18 protein-coding genes are annotated in these 14,255 nt (G+C 43.5%); 13 read left to right on the forward strand and 5 right to left on the reverse strand.

The window, feature by feature from the left end:
- Positions 1-109: 109 nt before the first annotated feature.
- The gene (gene ltrA, locus ACFFRD_RS01940) at positions 110-1,783 is read right to left on the reverse strand and encodes a group II intron reverse transcriptase/maturase (RefSeq protein WP_392476170.1); all 1,674 of its coding nucleotides are present in this window, start codon (positions 1,781-1,783) and stop codon (positions 110-112) included.
- A 42-nt stretch (positions 1,784-1,825) separates the two neighbouring features.
- Between ltrA and ACFFRD_RS01945 the strand changes: the two genes are divergently transcribed.
- Positions 1,826-2,107: a hypothetical protein gene (locus ACFFRD_RS01945; protein ID WP_392476171.1), complete on the forward strand. Its 282-nt coding sequence runs from the start codon at positions 1,826-1,828 to the stop codon at positions 2,105-2,107.
- A 119-nt stretch (positions 2,108-2,226) separates the two neighbouring features.
- Entirely contained in the window at positions 2,227-2,700 is a 474-nt protein-coding gene (locus tag ACFFRD_RS01950) for a hypothetical protein (protein WP_392476172.1), read from the forward strand.
- 51 nt (positions 2,701-2,751) lie between these two features.
- On the opposite strand, the gene ACFFRD_RS01955 is transcribed toward ACFFRD_RS01950, so the two are convergent.
- Positions 2,752-3,456 (reverse strand): hypothetical protein, encoded by a 705-nt coding sequence (locus ACFFRD_RS01955; RefSeq protein WP_392476173.1) that lies wholly within the window; start codon positions 3,454-3,456, stop codon positions 2,752-2,754.
- Between ACFFRD_RS01955 and ACFFRD_RS01960 the strand changes: the two genes are divergently transcribed.
- The 5 genes from ACFFRD_RS01960 (at position 3,434) to ACFFRD_RS01980 (ending at position 6,540) form a co-directional block, all read left to right on the forward strand.
- Complete coding sequence (locus tag ACFFRD_RS01960; protein ID WP_392476174.1) at positions 3,434-4,015, forward strand: tyrosine-type recombinase/integrase; 582 nt, start codon at positions 3,434-3,436, stop codon at positions 4,013-4,015. The two genes, ACFFRD_RS01955 and ACFFRD_RS01960, sit on opposite strands and share 23 nt — an antisense overlap.
- 160 nt (positions 4,016-4,175) lie before the next feature.
- Entirely contained in the window at positions 4,176-4,637 is a 462-nt protein-coding gene (locus ACFFRD_RS01965; RefSeq protein ID WP_392476175.1) for a hypothetical protein, read from the forward strand.
- A gap of 215 nt (positions 4,638-4,852) precedes the next feature.
- The gene (locus ACFFRD_RS01970) at positions 4,853-5,062 is read left to right on the forward strand and encodes a hypothetical protein (RefSeq protein ID WP_392476176.1); all 210 of its coding nucleotides are present in this window, start codon (positions 4,853-4,855) and stop codon (positions 5,060-5,062) included.
- A gap of 422 nt (positions 5,063-5,484) precedes the next feature.
- Positions 5,485-5,682 (forward strand): hypothetical protein, encoded by a 198-nt coding sequence (locus ACFFRD_RS01975; RefSeq protein WP_392476177.1) that lies wholly within the window; start codon positions 5,485-5,487, stop codon positions 5,680-5,682.
- 702 nt (positions 5,683-6,384) lie between these two features.
- Complete coding sequence (locus tag ACFFRD_RS01980) at positions 6,385-6,540, forward strand: hypothetical protein (protein ID WP_392476178.1); 156 nt, start codon at positions 6,385-6,387, stop codon at positions 6,538-6,540.
- Here ACFFRD_RS01980 and ACFFRD_RS01985 read toward each other — a convergent pair.
- The 3 genes from ACFFRD_RS01985 to ACFFRD_RS01995 form a co-directional block, all read right to left on the reverse strand.
- Entirely contained in the window at positions 6,495-9,806 is a 3,312-nt protein-coding gene (locus ACFFRD_RS01985) for a plasmid replication protein, CyRepA1 family (protein WP_392476179.1), read from the reverse strand. The two genes, ACFFRD_RS01980 and ACFFRD_RS01985, sit on opposite strands and share 46 nt — an antisense overlap.
- A 1,128-nt stretch (positions 9,807-10,934) precedes the next feature.
- Positions 10,935-11,117 carry a hypothetical protein gene (locus ACFFRD_RS01990; protein ID WP_152592908.1) on the reverse strand — a complete coding sequence of 61 codons (183 nt, stop codon included), beginning with the start codon at positions 11,115-11,117 and terminating at the stop codon, positions 10,935-10,937.
- A gap of 98 nt (positions 11,118-11,215) precedes the next feature.
- On the reverse strand, positions 11,216-11,410 hold the full coding sequence (locus tag ACFFRD_RS01995; RefSeq protein WP_265277156.1) for a hypothetical protein: 195 nt from the start codon (positions 11,408-11,410) through the stop codon (positions 11,216-11,218).
- 296 nt (positions 11,411-11,706) lie between these two features.
- On the opposite strand from ACFFRD_RS01995, the gene ACFFRD_RS02000 reads away from it, so the two are divergent.
- The 6 genes from ACFFRD_RS02000 to ACFFRD_RS02025 are packed head-to-tail and all read left to right on the forward strand — an operon-like array spanning position 11,707 to position 14,245.
- The gene (locus ACFFRD_RS02000) at positions 11,707-12,822 is read left to right on the forward strand and encodes a ParM/StbA family protein (protein WP_392476180.1); all 1,116 of its coding nucleotides are present in this window, start codon (positions 11,707-11,709) and stop codon (positions 12,820-12,822) included.
- Positions 12,823-12,825: 3 nt separating this feature from the next.
- Positions 12,826-13,059, forward strand: coding sequence for a hypothetical protein (locus tag ACFFRD_RS02005; protein WP_392476181.1), 234 nt, complete (start codon positions 12,826-12,828; stop codon positions 13,057-13,059).
- A complete protein-coding gene (locus ACFFRD_RS02010; RefSeq protein ID WP_392476182.1) occupies positions 13,056-13,301 on the forward strand; it encodes a hypothetical protein in 246 nt (81 codons plus the stop codon). Before ACFFRD_RS02005 ends, ACFFRD_RS02010 begins: the two co-directional genes overlap by 4 nt.
- Positions 13,298-13,534 carry a hypothetical protein gene (locus ACFFRD_RS02015; RefSeq protein WP_196523827.1) on the forward strand — a complete coding sequence of 79 codons (237 nt, stop codon included), beginning with the start codon at positions 13,298-13,300 and terminating at the stop codon, positions 13,532-13,534. Before ACFFRD_RS02010 ends, ACFFRD_RS02015 begins: the two co-directional genes overlap by 4 nt.
- A gap of 7 nt (positions 13,535-13,541) precedes the next feature.
- A complete protein-coding gene (locus ACFFRD_RS02020; protein WP_392476183.1) occupies positions 13,542-13,736 on the forward strand; it encodes a hypothetical protein in 195 nt (64 codons plus the stop codon).
- The gene (locus tag ACFFRD_RS02025; protein ID WP_392476184.1) at positions 13,736-14,245 is read left to right on the forward strand and encodes a hypothetical protein; all 510 of its coding nucleotides are present in this window, start codon (positions 13,736-13,738) and stop codon (positions 14,243-14,245) included. The genes ACFFRD_RS02020 and ACFFRD_RS02025 overlap by 1 nt, the downstream gene beginning before the upstream one ends.
- Positions 14,246-14,255 lie beyond the last annotated feature (10 nt).

Raw genomic sequence — 14,255 nt, forward strand, 5'->3', positions numbered from 1 at the left:
CTAAGCAGTAGGTTTGGCATCACTGTGGTCGGGTAGCAGGACTATATCGCTATAATCCCGCCCCCTCAGAACCGGACTTGCGCCTTGCAACGCATCCGGCTCAAGCAAGTCATAAACTACAAATTGTTCCAGAATGTATTTGCTGATGGCAGTACAGATGTACGAGTTGTAGGTTGCCGTAATTGTCACCACCACCCTGAGATTTTGGCTTTTTATGATGAAGATGTAACTCCTCATCATTTAATAGAGATTCCCCGCATACAGGACAGACATATTGTTGCTTTTGGGCTATCTTCTGCCTACTTTTGATTAATTCGGATTTAGTTTTAGCTTCTTGCCGTTTAATCCAGTAGTCCCTTAATTTGGGGTCATCGGGTGATGATTTACCTTTAATAAGAATGTGCCTTTCAATCTTAAACCAGGCAAATTTCACCATATAGGCTCCGGTTTGTTTATTACCAAATACCCATCGGTCAAATGGTCTATCAAGATTTAGATTTCCCCAGTATTTAGCCTTACGCCAGCTATCAGACTTATTTCGATGAGTGCGTTTGGCATACATTTTCTGTTTCTCATATAACCAATGGTCAAGAGAATTGAAAATTTTTGAGGCTACCCCAACTCGGAAGTAATTCGCTTGTCCCCGAATAATCGGATTGAGCTTTTTAATGACTGCATCTGCTGACTTACCTTTACAGTTAAGCCATTCAGAACGCAGTTTACTCCGAATATTTAGCACAGACTTTTTACTAGGTTTGATTAACAGCTTCCATCCAGTTTTAGTAGTTTGGTCTTTGTAGTGCCTGATATTGAAACCCAAAAAGTCAAACCCTTCTGTGAGATGCGATATTTTGGTTTTCTCCTGAGAGAGGGTAAGCCCTCTAGCTTGCATCCAGTTATTCAGGATTTGAAGAACAGTTTTTGCATCTTCAAGTGTTTCACAGAACACCACAAAATCATCGGCGAATCTCACCAAAGCTCTAGATGCACGGAGTTCTCCGTCTTTATTATATTTAACTCCCAAGGCGGATTCCATACCGTGCAAAGCTATATTTGCTAACAACGGACTGACAACAGACCCTTGCGGTGTACCAGCATCTGTTGGATGCCATGAACCTGCTTCCATATATCCTGCTAGTAGCCACTGTTTAATTAATTCACGGGCTGGAAAGCCTGTTAAAAGCTCTAACAGAAAATTATGTGATATGTTGTCAAAACATCCTTGAATGTCTGCATCTACCACCCATTTCTTCCGTTTATTCGGTCGGGCTAGGTTATAGATACTGGCAATAGCATCATGGGGGCTACGTCCTGGTCGAAAGCCGTAACTAGACCTTTCAAAAATTGCTTCCCATTCGGGTTCTAAGGCATTTTTAACCATTGCCTGGATGGTACGATCTTGTATTACTGGGATTCCTAAAGGTCGTTTCTTCCCATTAGCTTTTGGGATGTAAATTCGTCGTGCTGGTGATGATTTCCAGGGAGAGTACTCAGTTAATTTATCTACTAACTGACCCCTGGCTGTGGCAGTTTTAATTACTATTTTATCTATTCCTGGTGTGTTTCGACCTCTGTTATACTGCGTCACTTTTCTAACGCTAACTAGGCGATTAGAATAGCTGCGTAGCATCAGTTTCTGGAGAGAGCGTACCTTTTTCAGTTTGCCCTCAGTTTTTGCCCTAAAGATTCGCTGTCTCAAATTCCGAACAATCCGATTGGCTTTGCGCCAGTTGACACAATTCCAATCAGTCTGTCCCTTGGTTCGGTTTACAGTTGCCTGCATCTAACTTACACCTCGGTTTGAAATCATTACAACGGATATTGGTTGACTCACCTGCTTCCCGTCAGCACCTTTTCAGGTTGGATATCTGCCCTATCCACCGGGTTATGGATTTCCCTTGCCTTTCGGCTGGTGGCATTCGCTTTTGGAAGCATCCTTGACCCACTGAAGAATTCGGCTTTCCTTACGGATTGCTTACTGGGTAAATCCCAGACTTCATTGGGGTTACTACGTTACGCACGGATGAGATTTAATTGGGTAGGGTGTCCTCTCTACACCGGAGTGTTTGGTGTCCCAGTTCAACTAAATTGGGGAGTTGAACCTTGACTGAGTATTTCTGAGGTATTCAGTACATTCACTCGTATCACCGTGTCAGCCTTTTCGATGATCAATTCTTACGATGCCTCAACAAGGATTCATTTACATTCACCCATCCAATCTTTCCTTTGCCCGGTTACATTTTTAGGCTAAATGCTCCCTTGGGCTTTACTTTCCGCTTCACACACCACCGTTACCAGTGGTGCATGGGAAGGTTAGGAACAGTCCTGGACACTGGACTGGAGGAATCGGTTCCTCACTCATCTTTTGGAAGCTTTGTATATAGGGGCTTCCAACCCTTCGTGCGCCATCGTGTCGCACCCAAAACGGGAAAATTGTACTCGCTTGGAACTGATGCTAACCTCAACGCTATGAAAATCAGTTGTTTTGACAAATGGCATACCTATTACAAACGTCTCGTAGAGAGATGCATCTCGGTTCCCTTGCTCGGTGGCCACAGTCACAATTCCATTCTTGGAGTCGTAGTTAATCATCTCACCCGCAAACTTGACAGCACCACTAAGCGATCGCACTTTAACCAAGTTCCCAACAAACAATTCCAGCCAGTTGGGGTAAATATAGCGAACGGCGGATACCCTTAAGTAGTTTATTTATAAAACAGTGAGCTAACGGGTGGTAGTGACCACCCATTTTTATGAGCCAAAGTAAACCTCCCTCTCGGCGGCTGGGATTAGCATCTCAAGTTGCGCGAATTCACCCAACGTCAAAAACCCGTGCAGTTCCGAGTAAGAAAGAATTTCCATTTCGCTCAGAATCTCTTTAACCACCTCCCAACTTGGATTAGGGGATTCCAAGATACAAGCGATCGCTTCTGAAGCTAAAACCTTGGAATCTTCATCAGATCGCACCGACTCTGATTCACCCGCACCACTTTCTAGCTTTGACGCACCAGTGACGCATGAGTTTTCCATGCTCTGTAAGGGTTCCGCACCACTTTCTAGCTGATCCGCACCACTGACGCAGGACTCACCGCAGCAGTTTTCCTTATTTTGCAAGGGTTCCGCACCACCCGCATCAGTTAGAGGTGAATTCTTTTCATCTTTATACGTTGAGGAAGGGGATAGATCAGGTTTTTGTTCTTCCTCTTCAATGTTTTCCTGAAAATCTGAAAAAGTGGTGCGGGTGGTGCGGAAGTCCTGATTTTGCGTTGTTTCTGGTGCGGTCAGTGGTGCGGAAGTGGTGCGGGTAGAGTCTAATGTGGTGCGGGTAACTTCCAAAATGCCAATACCCTTCAGTACTGGAATGTTTCTTTTAGCAATGTCACAGTACCTAGTTCCCTTGACAGCCTTGGGGAAGAGTTGGGCGATTCTGGCGATGACTTGGTTAATGCCCTTCACGTTTTTGTCGCTGGGGCGTACTTGGCACGGTGATGCCACTCAAGACATTTACACACCCAAAGGCAACGTTAGACCCAGGCTGATTATTAGGAAGTCAAACACCAAGAGTAAACTTGCAACCCGGTTAATCCCAGTGATTGAAGACCTGCGGCGGTTGCTCGAAGACCTGCGGTGGTTGCTCACTGAATACTACCCCCTGGCAGGAGATGTTTATCTGTTCCCCGGTCGCAGTGATGGGCATATAAGCGAGGATTCATCCGCTAGGATATTGAGAGGAGCTTGTCAGCAAGTAGGTATTTTTGGCGTGTCTACCCACAGCTTTCGGCGTACCGCGCTAACTCAAATGAGTAACGCTGGTATACCGTTGAGAGTTATTCAAGAAATTAGCGGTCATCGAAATTTGGAACAGCTGCAAAAATATTTGGAAGTGAGCGACGAGCAGGTGTTGGGGGCGGCAGCGGCGTTATCGATGCTGTCTCCCGTTGGGGGAGATGTTTTTGATCTAGACACCGAAATGGGATTAAAAACGCCTACAGTAAAACATTCAATCTCAGATTAGATCGCTCTTGAGCGTTTGGTGGCAACGAGAAAGCATTGCTGTAACTCCCTTTCTTCTTTAGAAAACTTCATTAACTATTAGTTAGTAAATCTTCTTGACTTCTTTAGCACATATCTATAACCTAAGCTAGGATGTACAAGATTGTTTACTACTTGTAAATATGTATTCCCTTGAACCATTATTGAATTTTTTAGAACATCAATCTATAAAAAAATCTCTAGAATTAGCTAAGAATTACTTAGAAAAAGCTGAGTATGAAACAGCTATAGCTTATGCCACCATAGCTTTAGAAATTGCTTTAGCTTTAAGTAAAATTACTAACGTAGGGCATCGTGATATATTCGTAACAAGTCATCAACCTCGAGATGAAAATAAACTAGATGTTGATACTGAAGTTCTTCAATGCTTAGTTTTGGGTATTGATTACATAGAATATAGACGTTATAGAAGAATGGCTGGATATTACCATTCAAACCTTGATAAAATTCACCAAAAGTCTCGGGCTTTAGAACCTTGTAATAATTTGAAAGCAGCTAATTATGCAATTGAATATTGCATTAAAACTATAGAAACTATCCAAAATACTGTAATAAAAATCAATACAATACCAGATTTTGAATAATGAGTTTCTAGTTGTAGCAACCTGCAATACTGTCGGTTGCAATAACTTCTAATTTAGGGAAGATGTCGGGAAATACTTTTATGACGACATTGGGACAAACCCGCCAAATAACCCCTATACAAGCGAAATTTGATAAGTAAACACAGTTTGATAGTTTCAAATAAAGTATGAGAATACTTAGAAATAGAAGTATATTAGTATAGAGGAATACCAATATGCTTGGACTTGAAAAAATTACACTAGAAAAGGTTGTAAAAGCTGGAGCCATCGGTGCTGGAGTTTTCGTAGCAGCAACACTAGCACCAATAGGAGCCGTAGCCGTAACAGCAATTACGGTAGCTGGTGCTGGTGCAAGCTGGGCGGCTGATAGTGTTGGAGATGAACTTAGCGGAAAAAATAAAGATGATGACAAAACTCAAAGCTAGTTAAACTTCACAATAATACTGCAAGCCCCGCCAACTATAATCACAATATCAAAAGCGGGGTTTTGTTATTTAGAGATAAAATGAGACAACTAATCGAACTACTGCTTGAAGATATTCCTTGGTACAGAGAACATCGTTTGATTGTAGCGGGCGTACTTTTTTCTATAACATTCTTACCTATCATTGGATATACTTTCTATACCTGGATCAGGACAATATTATTTGTAGAAAAATCTGATTACAAAAGTCAACAGAAAAAGAAGCTAGAGAGTATTTTACTAAAAACTTCCGCACACTATAAACGCAGCATTACAAAGCCTTGAGTCTATCTTATTACAGTTGATTAGAAACAATTTTTCAGATGTGATCGTAAGAGTTAACAAACTGGGAACACTAAATTTACATCTTAAGATAGTAAAAACATGGTTTTCCCAACAGATGACAGATATATACTGACTAATGACACCAAACTCGCTTCAAAACACATCAATCTTGACTCATTAAAAGGAAAAACTATTGAAGAGGGCAATAAACTAATAGAAGGAACAAAATATAACCGTGTAGAAGTATTTTTGGATAACGAAGGAAAAATAATAAAAATTAATCCTTCAACAAGGTAAATTTTGGTTTCAACCATTAGCTCTTCCCGTAAACGAGGAAGGGTTTTTGTTTTGTGGCATCACTATCGGTTAAAAAACGTCTAAAACCAATTTTTTAAATTAAAAGAGGGAACACTAAGGAAGTCCTCGACACTAGATACAAGATGACTACAAATAATCTTCCATCCCCATTACCAAATAATCTTCCATCCCCATTACCAAATAATCTTCCATCCCCATTACCAAGCCGTGAAAAAAGCTGAATTACTCCGTCTTCTCTTCCCTCAGTAGTAATCAATCTACTTCATGTATAAAATAACCCTTTAGTCATTTCGACTGAAGTTTTTTTTTATTGACACTATTCGCAATAATTTCGGACACAGAAATACGTCCCGTCTACTCGATTTTGGAAAAAAGGGGGGACGTGACGTTGAACAATGGCTCAACCATAAGGGTTCTACACGTTGGGTTACGCTATAGGGGAGGGGTAAATTTGACATCGCCTATATCACGAAAAAACCCCACACCCAACATACGTAGATAAACCCCAAAATCCAACCGCCAAAAACTCAACACAAAAAGTTCGGTCATCCCTACACCCAACAAAGCGCAGTCAAACTTTGCAACCCCAATTCAGTGAAACTACACTGTCTACAACGCCTCATAAACCTCATGCGTGAGTAAAGCAGTACGATACATCATTTTGAATATGGCGCGGCGATAATGACTGTTAAAACCGCGCTAAGAACCACTAGTAATAAATACTCACTGAACAATCGCCAAAAATTAGCTGTGGCAGTGGGCGCGATCGCAATTATTGGGAAACGGGACTATCACGCCATCCATTCCACCCAATCGGGGGCATCTGCCACCAGTTGAGCAAACTTGTTCGGGTCAATATCCTCAAACTTGAAGATCACGCCCCACCGCTCATCAATCGTTAGTGTACTGAGTAATTCTTTAACTGACTCCACCCCATATTCAACCCGCTCAATCGCCAACTGAGCATAATATTTGACCCGCTCCCACCAAGGATCACTGAGTTCTGCATCTGTGTCCATACCCCCCCGATTATTACTTCCATCTTCATTAATGGGGGGTGTGGACGGCGAGTTAATCCCATACTGAGCCTGCATTCTAGCCGCATAAGCCGCATCTCGTTCAAGTGACTCTTGGCGTTTGCGTTCCCTTTCCTCCCGTTGCCGTTGACGATACTCTAATACCTTCTGGACAAACTCTACATCCTCAGTATTGAGGCGATAGTACCTAACACGTTTCCCATCTTCAAGCGGTCGCCGTGATTCGGTGGACAGTGCGAGTTGCGAGAGATACTGTCCCAAAATCCACACAGGAGATTCATCAAGGGGAATGGTCAGATTGAGAATGCCTTTAACGTGAGATGCGTTGCGTTTGGAGAACTCTGCTAAAACTTGAATCATCGCTTCGTCCCCTTTAATCTCAACCCCAGCCATGAGATCCACCAACACAGCCCTAAGTCCCAAGCGATGACGCATAAGCCAAGATGTGGAATGATTGCTCCAGTCAGTGCAAATGGCCAAGCGATCGCGCTCCGTCTTATCGCGTTCCACCACAACAGCCGGTGGTGCAACAAACTCCCGCCCCTGATCATCGGTAATCATTTCCCCCGGTGCGGCCAATATCGCTTCAAGTGCGACAATCTTTTTAATTAAGCGTCCCCCGTCATCTTGCTCAACCAGTTCCGGGGTTACGCTCATGCCGTAAGTGTCCTGTATACGGAACTTCTCACACTCCAAAACTTCTTCGGGCTTCAGGTAATCTTGATGTTGCCTACTGGTGTAAGTCCTCCTGTCAATATTTTTGGCATTCGCCACCTTGCGATAATGTTCTTCATCGATAGCAATACCAGCCGCCTTCATCCACCGCGAAGTCGCTTCATCACCACCGTCGCCCAAAGGAATAATCGTATTGCCCATTTCCTCTAAGAGCGATCGCAAATCAGCCCGTAAATGATTGATAGACCAATTCCGTTGCGCTTCAATCTGACAGCTAGCATCTAATGCCCAATCCTTCTCAGCCCCACGTTTGCCCGTTTCCCGGTTAATGCGAATCAGAAAAGCGGTCATCTCATTTGTCTGAAGAATCTTTTCTTTAATGCGTCGGGCATTAGTTTCGGCGTAACCAAAAGGAGGGCGCGGTGCTACCCAAACATACATGGGCACATTGGGACGATACCGCCATAATTGCTGGGCGCATTCTGTAGCCGACTGCGAGACAGCATGAAACACGCCAAACACGGCATCAAAATGATAGCTGGAAATGTCAACCCCTGAACTGAGACTGGGAGTAATTAAAAAAGCGTCAAGATCCTTAATGGCAATGTTAATCTCTCGGATAAAGATGACATTCTCTTCACTACCACTGTTCTCGGAGTGAATAGCCCACACCCGTAGCTTGCGGTCTTCGGCTGATTCGGGTGTTTCGTCGGTATCATCAATTGCTGAACCATCATTGAGCGCTCGTTCCAACTTTTTGATGAACCGCTTGCTGTCGCTGACCATCATCAACTTTTTACCAAGCATCAACTGAGCGTGGAACTCGGCAACGATTGCGCTGCTGTTTTTCCCCTCGTACCAATGAACTTGACGACCACCTGAGCGATACAGGTTTTTGATGATGTAGGGTTTTTCACCAGTCGGTCGCAAATTCATGAAAAACTCAATGGTCAAATCATCCAAGTGAGCATCAGCTAAAACAACCAGCTTGGCGTTGTAAACTAGATACTCAAGCACTTCCAGAATAGCCCCCCGGTGTTCCTTGCAGGTTTTGGACTTCAGCAAGTGAGCGAGATACTGGCAGGCTTCATCAATAAATAGAATGTCATAAGCCTGTAAATCATTTGCCATTTTATACAGAGAATCCACGGTAATGCTGAGAGCTTTTACCTGACCCCAATCCCCGCAAGAAATCGCGGAGTACATTGCTGTTTGTAAGCGATCGCTGAGATTCTTGAGCAAAGTAACCCGATGCCCATTGTTCAAAAAGCTCAAGTTTGGGTTCTCTCTTCTGAGAACTGCCAAGATTTCAGTCTTTCCTGTTCCCATGTCGGAAACCAAACCAACTAACCCCGATTGAGGTAGGGAGTGAATTGCAAGTGAGAGATAACGGGTATTAACTGTCACATCGGGCTTGTACTTATGGAGTCCCCTGGCACGATTGATGAAAAATCTTTGCTTGTACTCGCTGATTCTCAAGGCATCAGCAATCATTGTGGTGACGGCAATACCTGCCTTTTTACCCAAAACTACAACCCAATCGTCAATTCCTTTTTCTGGCCCTGGCAGCAGCGCTACTTCACATTGGCAACAAAGTTCTACAATTGCAGAAGCTGTGCGGCGTGTGGCTTGAAAAATCTGCTGTTTGGTTTTGGGTTTGCTTTCGTAGTCGAATAGAACAACGAATTTACGCCCCTTTTGAGTCATTGGGACTAAATCAGGGTGCAGTCGTTCTAAATCCTCCTTGCCCACTCGACCATTCCAGATTCCAGGGAGTGCGATCGCTACAAATCCCAACGACAGCAAGCAACCAGCCTTCTTCTCGCCCTCTGTAAGGATTACAGGGATTTCGGGATGTGCCATTACCCAAGCCCAAAAACCTAACGCCTCTCCCTGGTCGGTAACGGTAATATGTTCTGGCATCGGCACGTCATAACGGAGTGATACCAACCGCCATAAATGTAGGGGCATTCTCAAGTAGGTAACTCGGTTGGGAGTTTTGGGTGGTGATTCGTACTTGACTGGCTTTTGAGTTTGCTGCTGTGTAGTCTTGTCCCATTCCAGTCTGGGGTAATCTGGTTTCATCCGTCCCCAGTCCATCGGTAGCCAGTCGTTAAGGGGGTCGAGTCCGCTTACCCACCATGCACCGGCCTCCGCGTGGGCATATCGTTTCAAGTAGCCATCACGCAGTCGCCCATCGTTACGTCTGGCAGTTTGAGGTAGGGCGCATAATAGATATTCATATATTGATGTCCCCGATAGAGAACGGACATTCAAAGCTGTTAACTTTGGGTCAACACCTGAACCAATAACCCATTCTTGCCAATGGCTTTGAGTTAGCTGGTCGTTTCCATTAGCTTCATTGATGCTAATTACATTGGTTTGTGCCATTTTGATAACCTCCGATAATGGTTGTATTCATCGGAGCTACCCACTGTTAATGGCTAAAGTAGCAGTGCTGATATCAAGTGTTGCCAATGGCTAACCACTTTATCTCTACTCAGTAAAGAAAAAATTTCAGATTTACAAGAAACCAATCGTCTTGACTAAAAGTCCTGAAATTAAGAGCATAAAACTCTCATGATTAGTTTTATAGGATTGATGTCACCTGATTAAAGCTGTGCTAACTTTACCTCAACTACGCAGACATTGTTAAACTGAGATTGTTATATAAACGGTTAGTAGCCTAATTGCTAGGCGTATGTCTTGCGTATGGGCAGCTAGCCGATTTCTTATTTTTTACTTGCTTCCAAAGCTGACCAAGCGGCTGGTGTAATGTTTGGAATTAGTTTATGAATAGTGAAAAATGCAGAAATCAGCCCTATGCTTTAGCTCAAGGCAAAATAAAACAGCTTTTAATTGAAAAAACAAAATATTCACGATGCTATCCTCATATACGAGGCATCTAGGCGTAAAATTCATCCCTAAATTATTTGCATCTAAGTAGCTCTTGCTGACATTCCGCTTTAAATCTAGAGTCGGGGAAAATTGTAGCGCCAGATGCCTTTTTTGCAATTTGTCCAAAAAAAGGCATAAAATATCCGACCCTGTATGCTAAGATTGCGAACAGGGGTCGAGTCGTGAGGCCTCGTTAGTTCTTCAAACAATTTGGTGTCTGTCTGACCCGCCAAAGTCTTGGACATCAATACTGTTATCTAACGACTCCCCTTACCATTTTGACTATCCGAATATACTGCTAGTGTTATTGCCCCCTCCTTTTTGTATTGATTGATTTCAGTCTGATTTGCAGACTTACTTTGGTAAGGTTAGCATGAAAAGCTGCTTGACAGTATCAAAACAGGCTAATCTGTTTTGTTTTGCAGGCTTGCAAATACTCAAGCATTTGCCTGAAAAACAAATCCACTCGCGCTATCCACCCTTTCAATAGACAGTTAACTCTTGAAGCAGTGTGCTTAAGCAGTTGAGTAAGCCATTTTATCAACGGTGCTAGTTCATCTAGCACCGTTTCAGTTTTTTCTAATCGAGAACATATCTCTTGAACCATGTTTTCCTTTAATACTATTCGTGCGGTGTTTGGTGCTGTTCGGTTAACCATTGCAGTGCTAGCACTCTTAAAATGTGGCTCATATTCGTTTTCATGCTTGTGCAAGCCTGCTTGAGTTGCTCTCGTTCATCTTCCAGCATGAAAACCCTGACCTCTGCTGCACCTTCTTGGCGACTGGTAACTATTGGAATGCTCATAATAAGCTCTGTTTGACTAGCTGTGTTATACAAGCCTTGCTCATTAGTATAACATTCAGGCGAATCGCTGTGTGATACAGGTGAAGAGATTTCTTCTGTTAATTTTTGTGATGACTCTGGCTCAATAACTTTTTTGGAGGTTCTAGATACCCCTTTTGTACTAAGACTTCTTTTATAAGTTCGTCCAATAAGCTGCTAACAGTTTTATCCTCATCCTCTGCCCATCGCTCTAGCGCTTGTTTTACATAATCGCTCGTGACAAACATTACTCGTGGTCTTTTACCTGCTGGCATTTTTTAACTTTAAATTGTGTACCTCAGTCAAGACAGTAGCTAATTCTCAGATACTTAGCTACTGTCTGTCTGATTTTTTTTTGAAAAAAGTAAATTGTTTCTTATATTTGTATTGATAATTCTCTGAGAAAATGCTACTTTAAAGTTGTCAGCCAAAAACAGTCACCCAACAAAGGCAACAGAAGCCAGAAAGTGCTGCTTTGGCTAACCCCTAACTGGATGTGTGGATTTAAGGCGATTGAGCCTCTAAATTCTCCAAAGCCAGAAAAAACAAGACTTTAACAAACAACAGAACCATGACAACGACATACACCAATGCCAAAAATTGGCTAGTTCAGGCAGACTTGTTAGCCAAATCAGGGCTAACTGACCTTATCGCCGGAAAAGACTCAGGAGCAGGGTATGGCAAGGCAATCATCGGTGATTTTTCCATCATGATGCCAGCCGCATACTCACTTGTTCGCAACCGAAACATCATGCACCACGAAACCATCTCAAAAGATGGGGCATGGGTGCGTTATGTACAAGGTTCACGCCTGGACTTAAAAGATGTTCAATTCTTTTGGGGCAGTGCGGCTCTAGCCCAAAGTGACCACACCTTACTGCACGAGGATAAGGCGAAAAAGGCAGAACTGGCACTAGAAAGCATTCTTGCAGACTTAGCAGTTTTGAATATTCCTTCGGGGGTCAAGCTTTCAATTAGTTTGAGCAACCATAACCCCGAACGCTGGGCAAGTGAGATTAAGCGCAGAGTTGAAGGCACTCACACCTTTGAACATCTGCACCCTGTAACTCGTTCCATTGTCACCAAGACAGTTGACATCGTGGTGACAGGTATTTACCCCGAAGGGTTTGGAAGCATTGCCCACTGCTTATTCGGTGAAGCAAGTCTGGTGCTTGACCCCTCAGAATTAGCGATCGCTCTCGATATCGGTTCATCAACGTGGCTTGTAACTGTCTTTAATGGCAGTGGTGCAGTGATTGACCGTCACTTGATTGAAGGTGGAGCGGGTGAACTGCACACCATGATTGCAGAAGCGCTCGACAAGCGAAACGACCGAGTAAGTCTGCTGTCCAAGGATGTAAAACACTCACCCAGCTTAGTGAACCAGGGAATTATTGAAGGCACTTTCACTTATGGCGGCAACCACCTCACAGGTAAAAAGTTTGAAACCGAGTACAGCCAATGCCTAGATGAATGGTGGAGTACCAGGATTGAGAAATTCGCCAATTTCGTGACTGCTGGCAATTATCTAGACCGAGCGAAATACCTTGTCGCCTGGGGTGGTGGTGTTTCCTTGCCAGTGGTGGATCAAAACTTAGCCGGTTTAGGCTTTGTGGTCTTGAATAATCCCCAATTCATCAATGCCTTGGGGTTGAAACTATTAACTCAAATATCAATTGGAGCTTAATTAATGAACTACGAATCTCGGCGTATAACCATCTCCTATCTAGCAGTAATTGAATTGTGCAAGATGTTTGATTTACCGCAAGATGCGCCAACACAAGCATTATCAGCAGGTGTAGAGAAGCTGATTTTTCAACACGGTAATGTGCAAGCATCGCCCAAAGTTGAAACTTCACTTTCTACACAGCCCAATAAATCGGCACTTAGCGCAATGGTCACTAATTTCAAAGGGGCAGCATGACCAAATCCAGATTTAGAAACACGGTTTTAGGCATTGGTGCAACAGCAGCAGCGTTAGCCCTTGGCTACTTCGGAGTGCAGTACTTCGGTCGTAACAATATGTTCACCATCGCCGCAGCTGTCGGGGGTGGAGGGGCTATCAGCTATGTACTTCAAAGGCCGAGTCAGCCAGAAGCGCCAAGCACTGACCCAGAACCCCAACCCACACCAGTTAAAACCCAAAGGAGGAGAAACAAGTCATGAGCGACCAAGACACCCAAAAGACACAGCCAAGCCTAACAACAACCGAAATAATGACCATCATCCTCGGTTGCGAACAGATTCTTCGGTTCGTGCAAGCATCTCCCAATTACAAGCAAATCGAAGCCTCCGAAAGGTTCAGTACATCGAATGACTTAAAGATGGGCGATGCAGTCCAAGCCTTGATGGAGATTCACGAAGCAATCCTAAATATCGAGTTCTACTCTCAAGTTTGAGGAACTTATGTTAGAAACGACAACTTTGCAACGTAATCACCTGTACCAATTCCGTGGTCAACAATTGCGCTACAGCCATCGGTCTAATTGTCGAGTTAATGCGCCTTTCATATTCAATGACTCTAAGGGCAGAAGAAAAGAATTAAGTCAAAACCAAGTGCAGAGGGAGGTTTTTGAACTTGTTGAGTTTTGTGAGAACTGATGATGAAGCGATTGCCCCGACCGACCAAAGTAAGTGCAATCGCCCCACCCGAAAGTGCATCAAGTACACATCGTTACAAGGATCTTAACAGCATGGCACTCGATTATAGAAATCCCAATGATTGGGGACGCTGTTCTTTCACTGATAATGCTTTGAAACTCCAGCAATTTAAAGCTCTTAACCCAACAGCTACGAAGCGCGAAATAAATAGTTTTCTTTGCAGCCTTTACTTACCCCTCACCGGAACCGAATTCTTAGCAACTCATGAAACCATTGATGACCATCCATACTCTGCTGCATTTGGTCAATTCTTGGGTAATGGGATTGACGCGGACATTGCAAATATCTTGGCGTTTGGCTCCAACAGATTTGATTTAATCTCTGATGATTTTGACGACCCCGTAAGGCAACTAGCAACGAGAATTTATAGCCGATTTGAAGACATGGGGTATTGGGATGAATTGCCCTCAGATGAAGGTGATATCGACTACGACAACATACCTTATTAGGAGTGTCAGC

Origin of the sequence: Nostoc sp. C110, assembly GCF_043099725.1 — a bacterium.
In the GTDB taxonomy this organism is placed as follows: Bacteria; Cyanobacteriota; Cyanobacteriia; order Cyanobacteriales; family Nostocaceae; genus Nostoc; species Nostoc muscorum_A.

Excerpts from the sequence above, each read along its gene's own strand:
- ACFFRD_RS01995 (WP_265277156.1), bottom strand. The coding sequence starts at position 11,410 with ATGCCAGCAGGTAAAAGACCACGAGTAATGTTTGTCACGAGCGATTAT.
- ACFFRD_RS01990 (WP_152592908.1), bottom strand. The coding sequence starts at position 11,117 with ATGAGCATTCCAATAGTTACCAGTCGCCAAGAAGGTGCAGCAGAGGTC.
- ltrA (WP_392476170.1), bottom strand. The coding sequence starts at position 1,783 with ATGCAGGCAACTGTAAACCGAACCAAGGGACAGACTGATTGGAATTGT.
- ACFFRD_RS02020 (WP_392476183.1), top strand. The coding sequence starts at position 13,542 with ATGTTAGAAACGACAACTTTGCAACGTAATCACCTGTACCAATTCCGT.
- ACFFRD_RS01965 (WP_392476175.1), top strand. The coding sequence starts at position 4,176 with ATGTATTCCCTTGAACCATTATTGAATTTTTTAGAACATCAATCTATA.
- ACFFRD_RS02005 (WP_392476181.1), top strand. The coding sequence starts at position 12,826 with ATGAACTACGAATCTCGGCGTATAACCATCTCCTATCTAGCAGTAATT.
- ACFFRD_RS01980 (WP_392476178.1), top strand. The coding sequence starts at position 6,385 with ATGACTGTTAAAACCGCGCTAAGAACCACTAGTAATAAATACTCACTG.
- ACFFRD_RS02015 (WP_196523827.1), top strand. The coding sequence starts at position 13,298 with ATGAGCGACCAAGACACCCAAAAGACACAGCCAAGCCTAACAACAACC.
- ACFFRD_RS02010 (WP_392476182.1), top strand. The coding sequence starts at position 13,056 with ATGACCAAATCCAGATTTAGAAACACGGTTTTAGGCATTGGTGCAACA.
- ACFFRD_RS01970 (WP_392476176.1), top strand. The coding sequence starts at position 4,853 with ATGCTTGGACTTGAAAAAATTACACTAGAAAAGGTTGTAAAAGCTGGA.
- ACFFRD_RS01960 (WP_392476174.1), top strand. The coding sequence starts at position 3,434 with ATGACTTGGTTAATGCCCTTCACGTTTTTGTCGCTGGGGCGTACTTGG.
- ACFFRD_RS01985 (WP_392476179.1), bottom strand. The coding sequence starts at position 9,806 with ATGGCACAAACCAATGTAATTAGCATCAATGAAGCTAATGGAAACGAC.
- ACFFRD_RS02025 (WP_392476184.1), top strand. The coding sequence starts at position 13,736 with ATGATGAAGCGATTGCCCCGACCGACCAAAGTAAGTGCAATCGCCCCA.
- ACFFRD_RS01975 (WP_392476177.1), top strand. The coding sequence starts at position 5,485 with ATGGTTTTCCCAACAGATGACAGATATATACTGACTAATGACACCAAA.
- ACFFRD_RS02000 (WP_392476180.1), top strand. The coding sequence starts at position 11,707 with ATGACAACGACATACACCAATGCCAAAAATTGGCTAGTTCAGGCAGAC.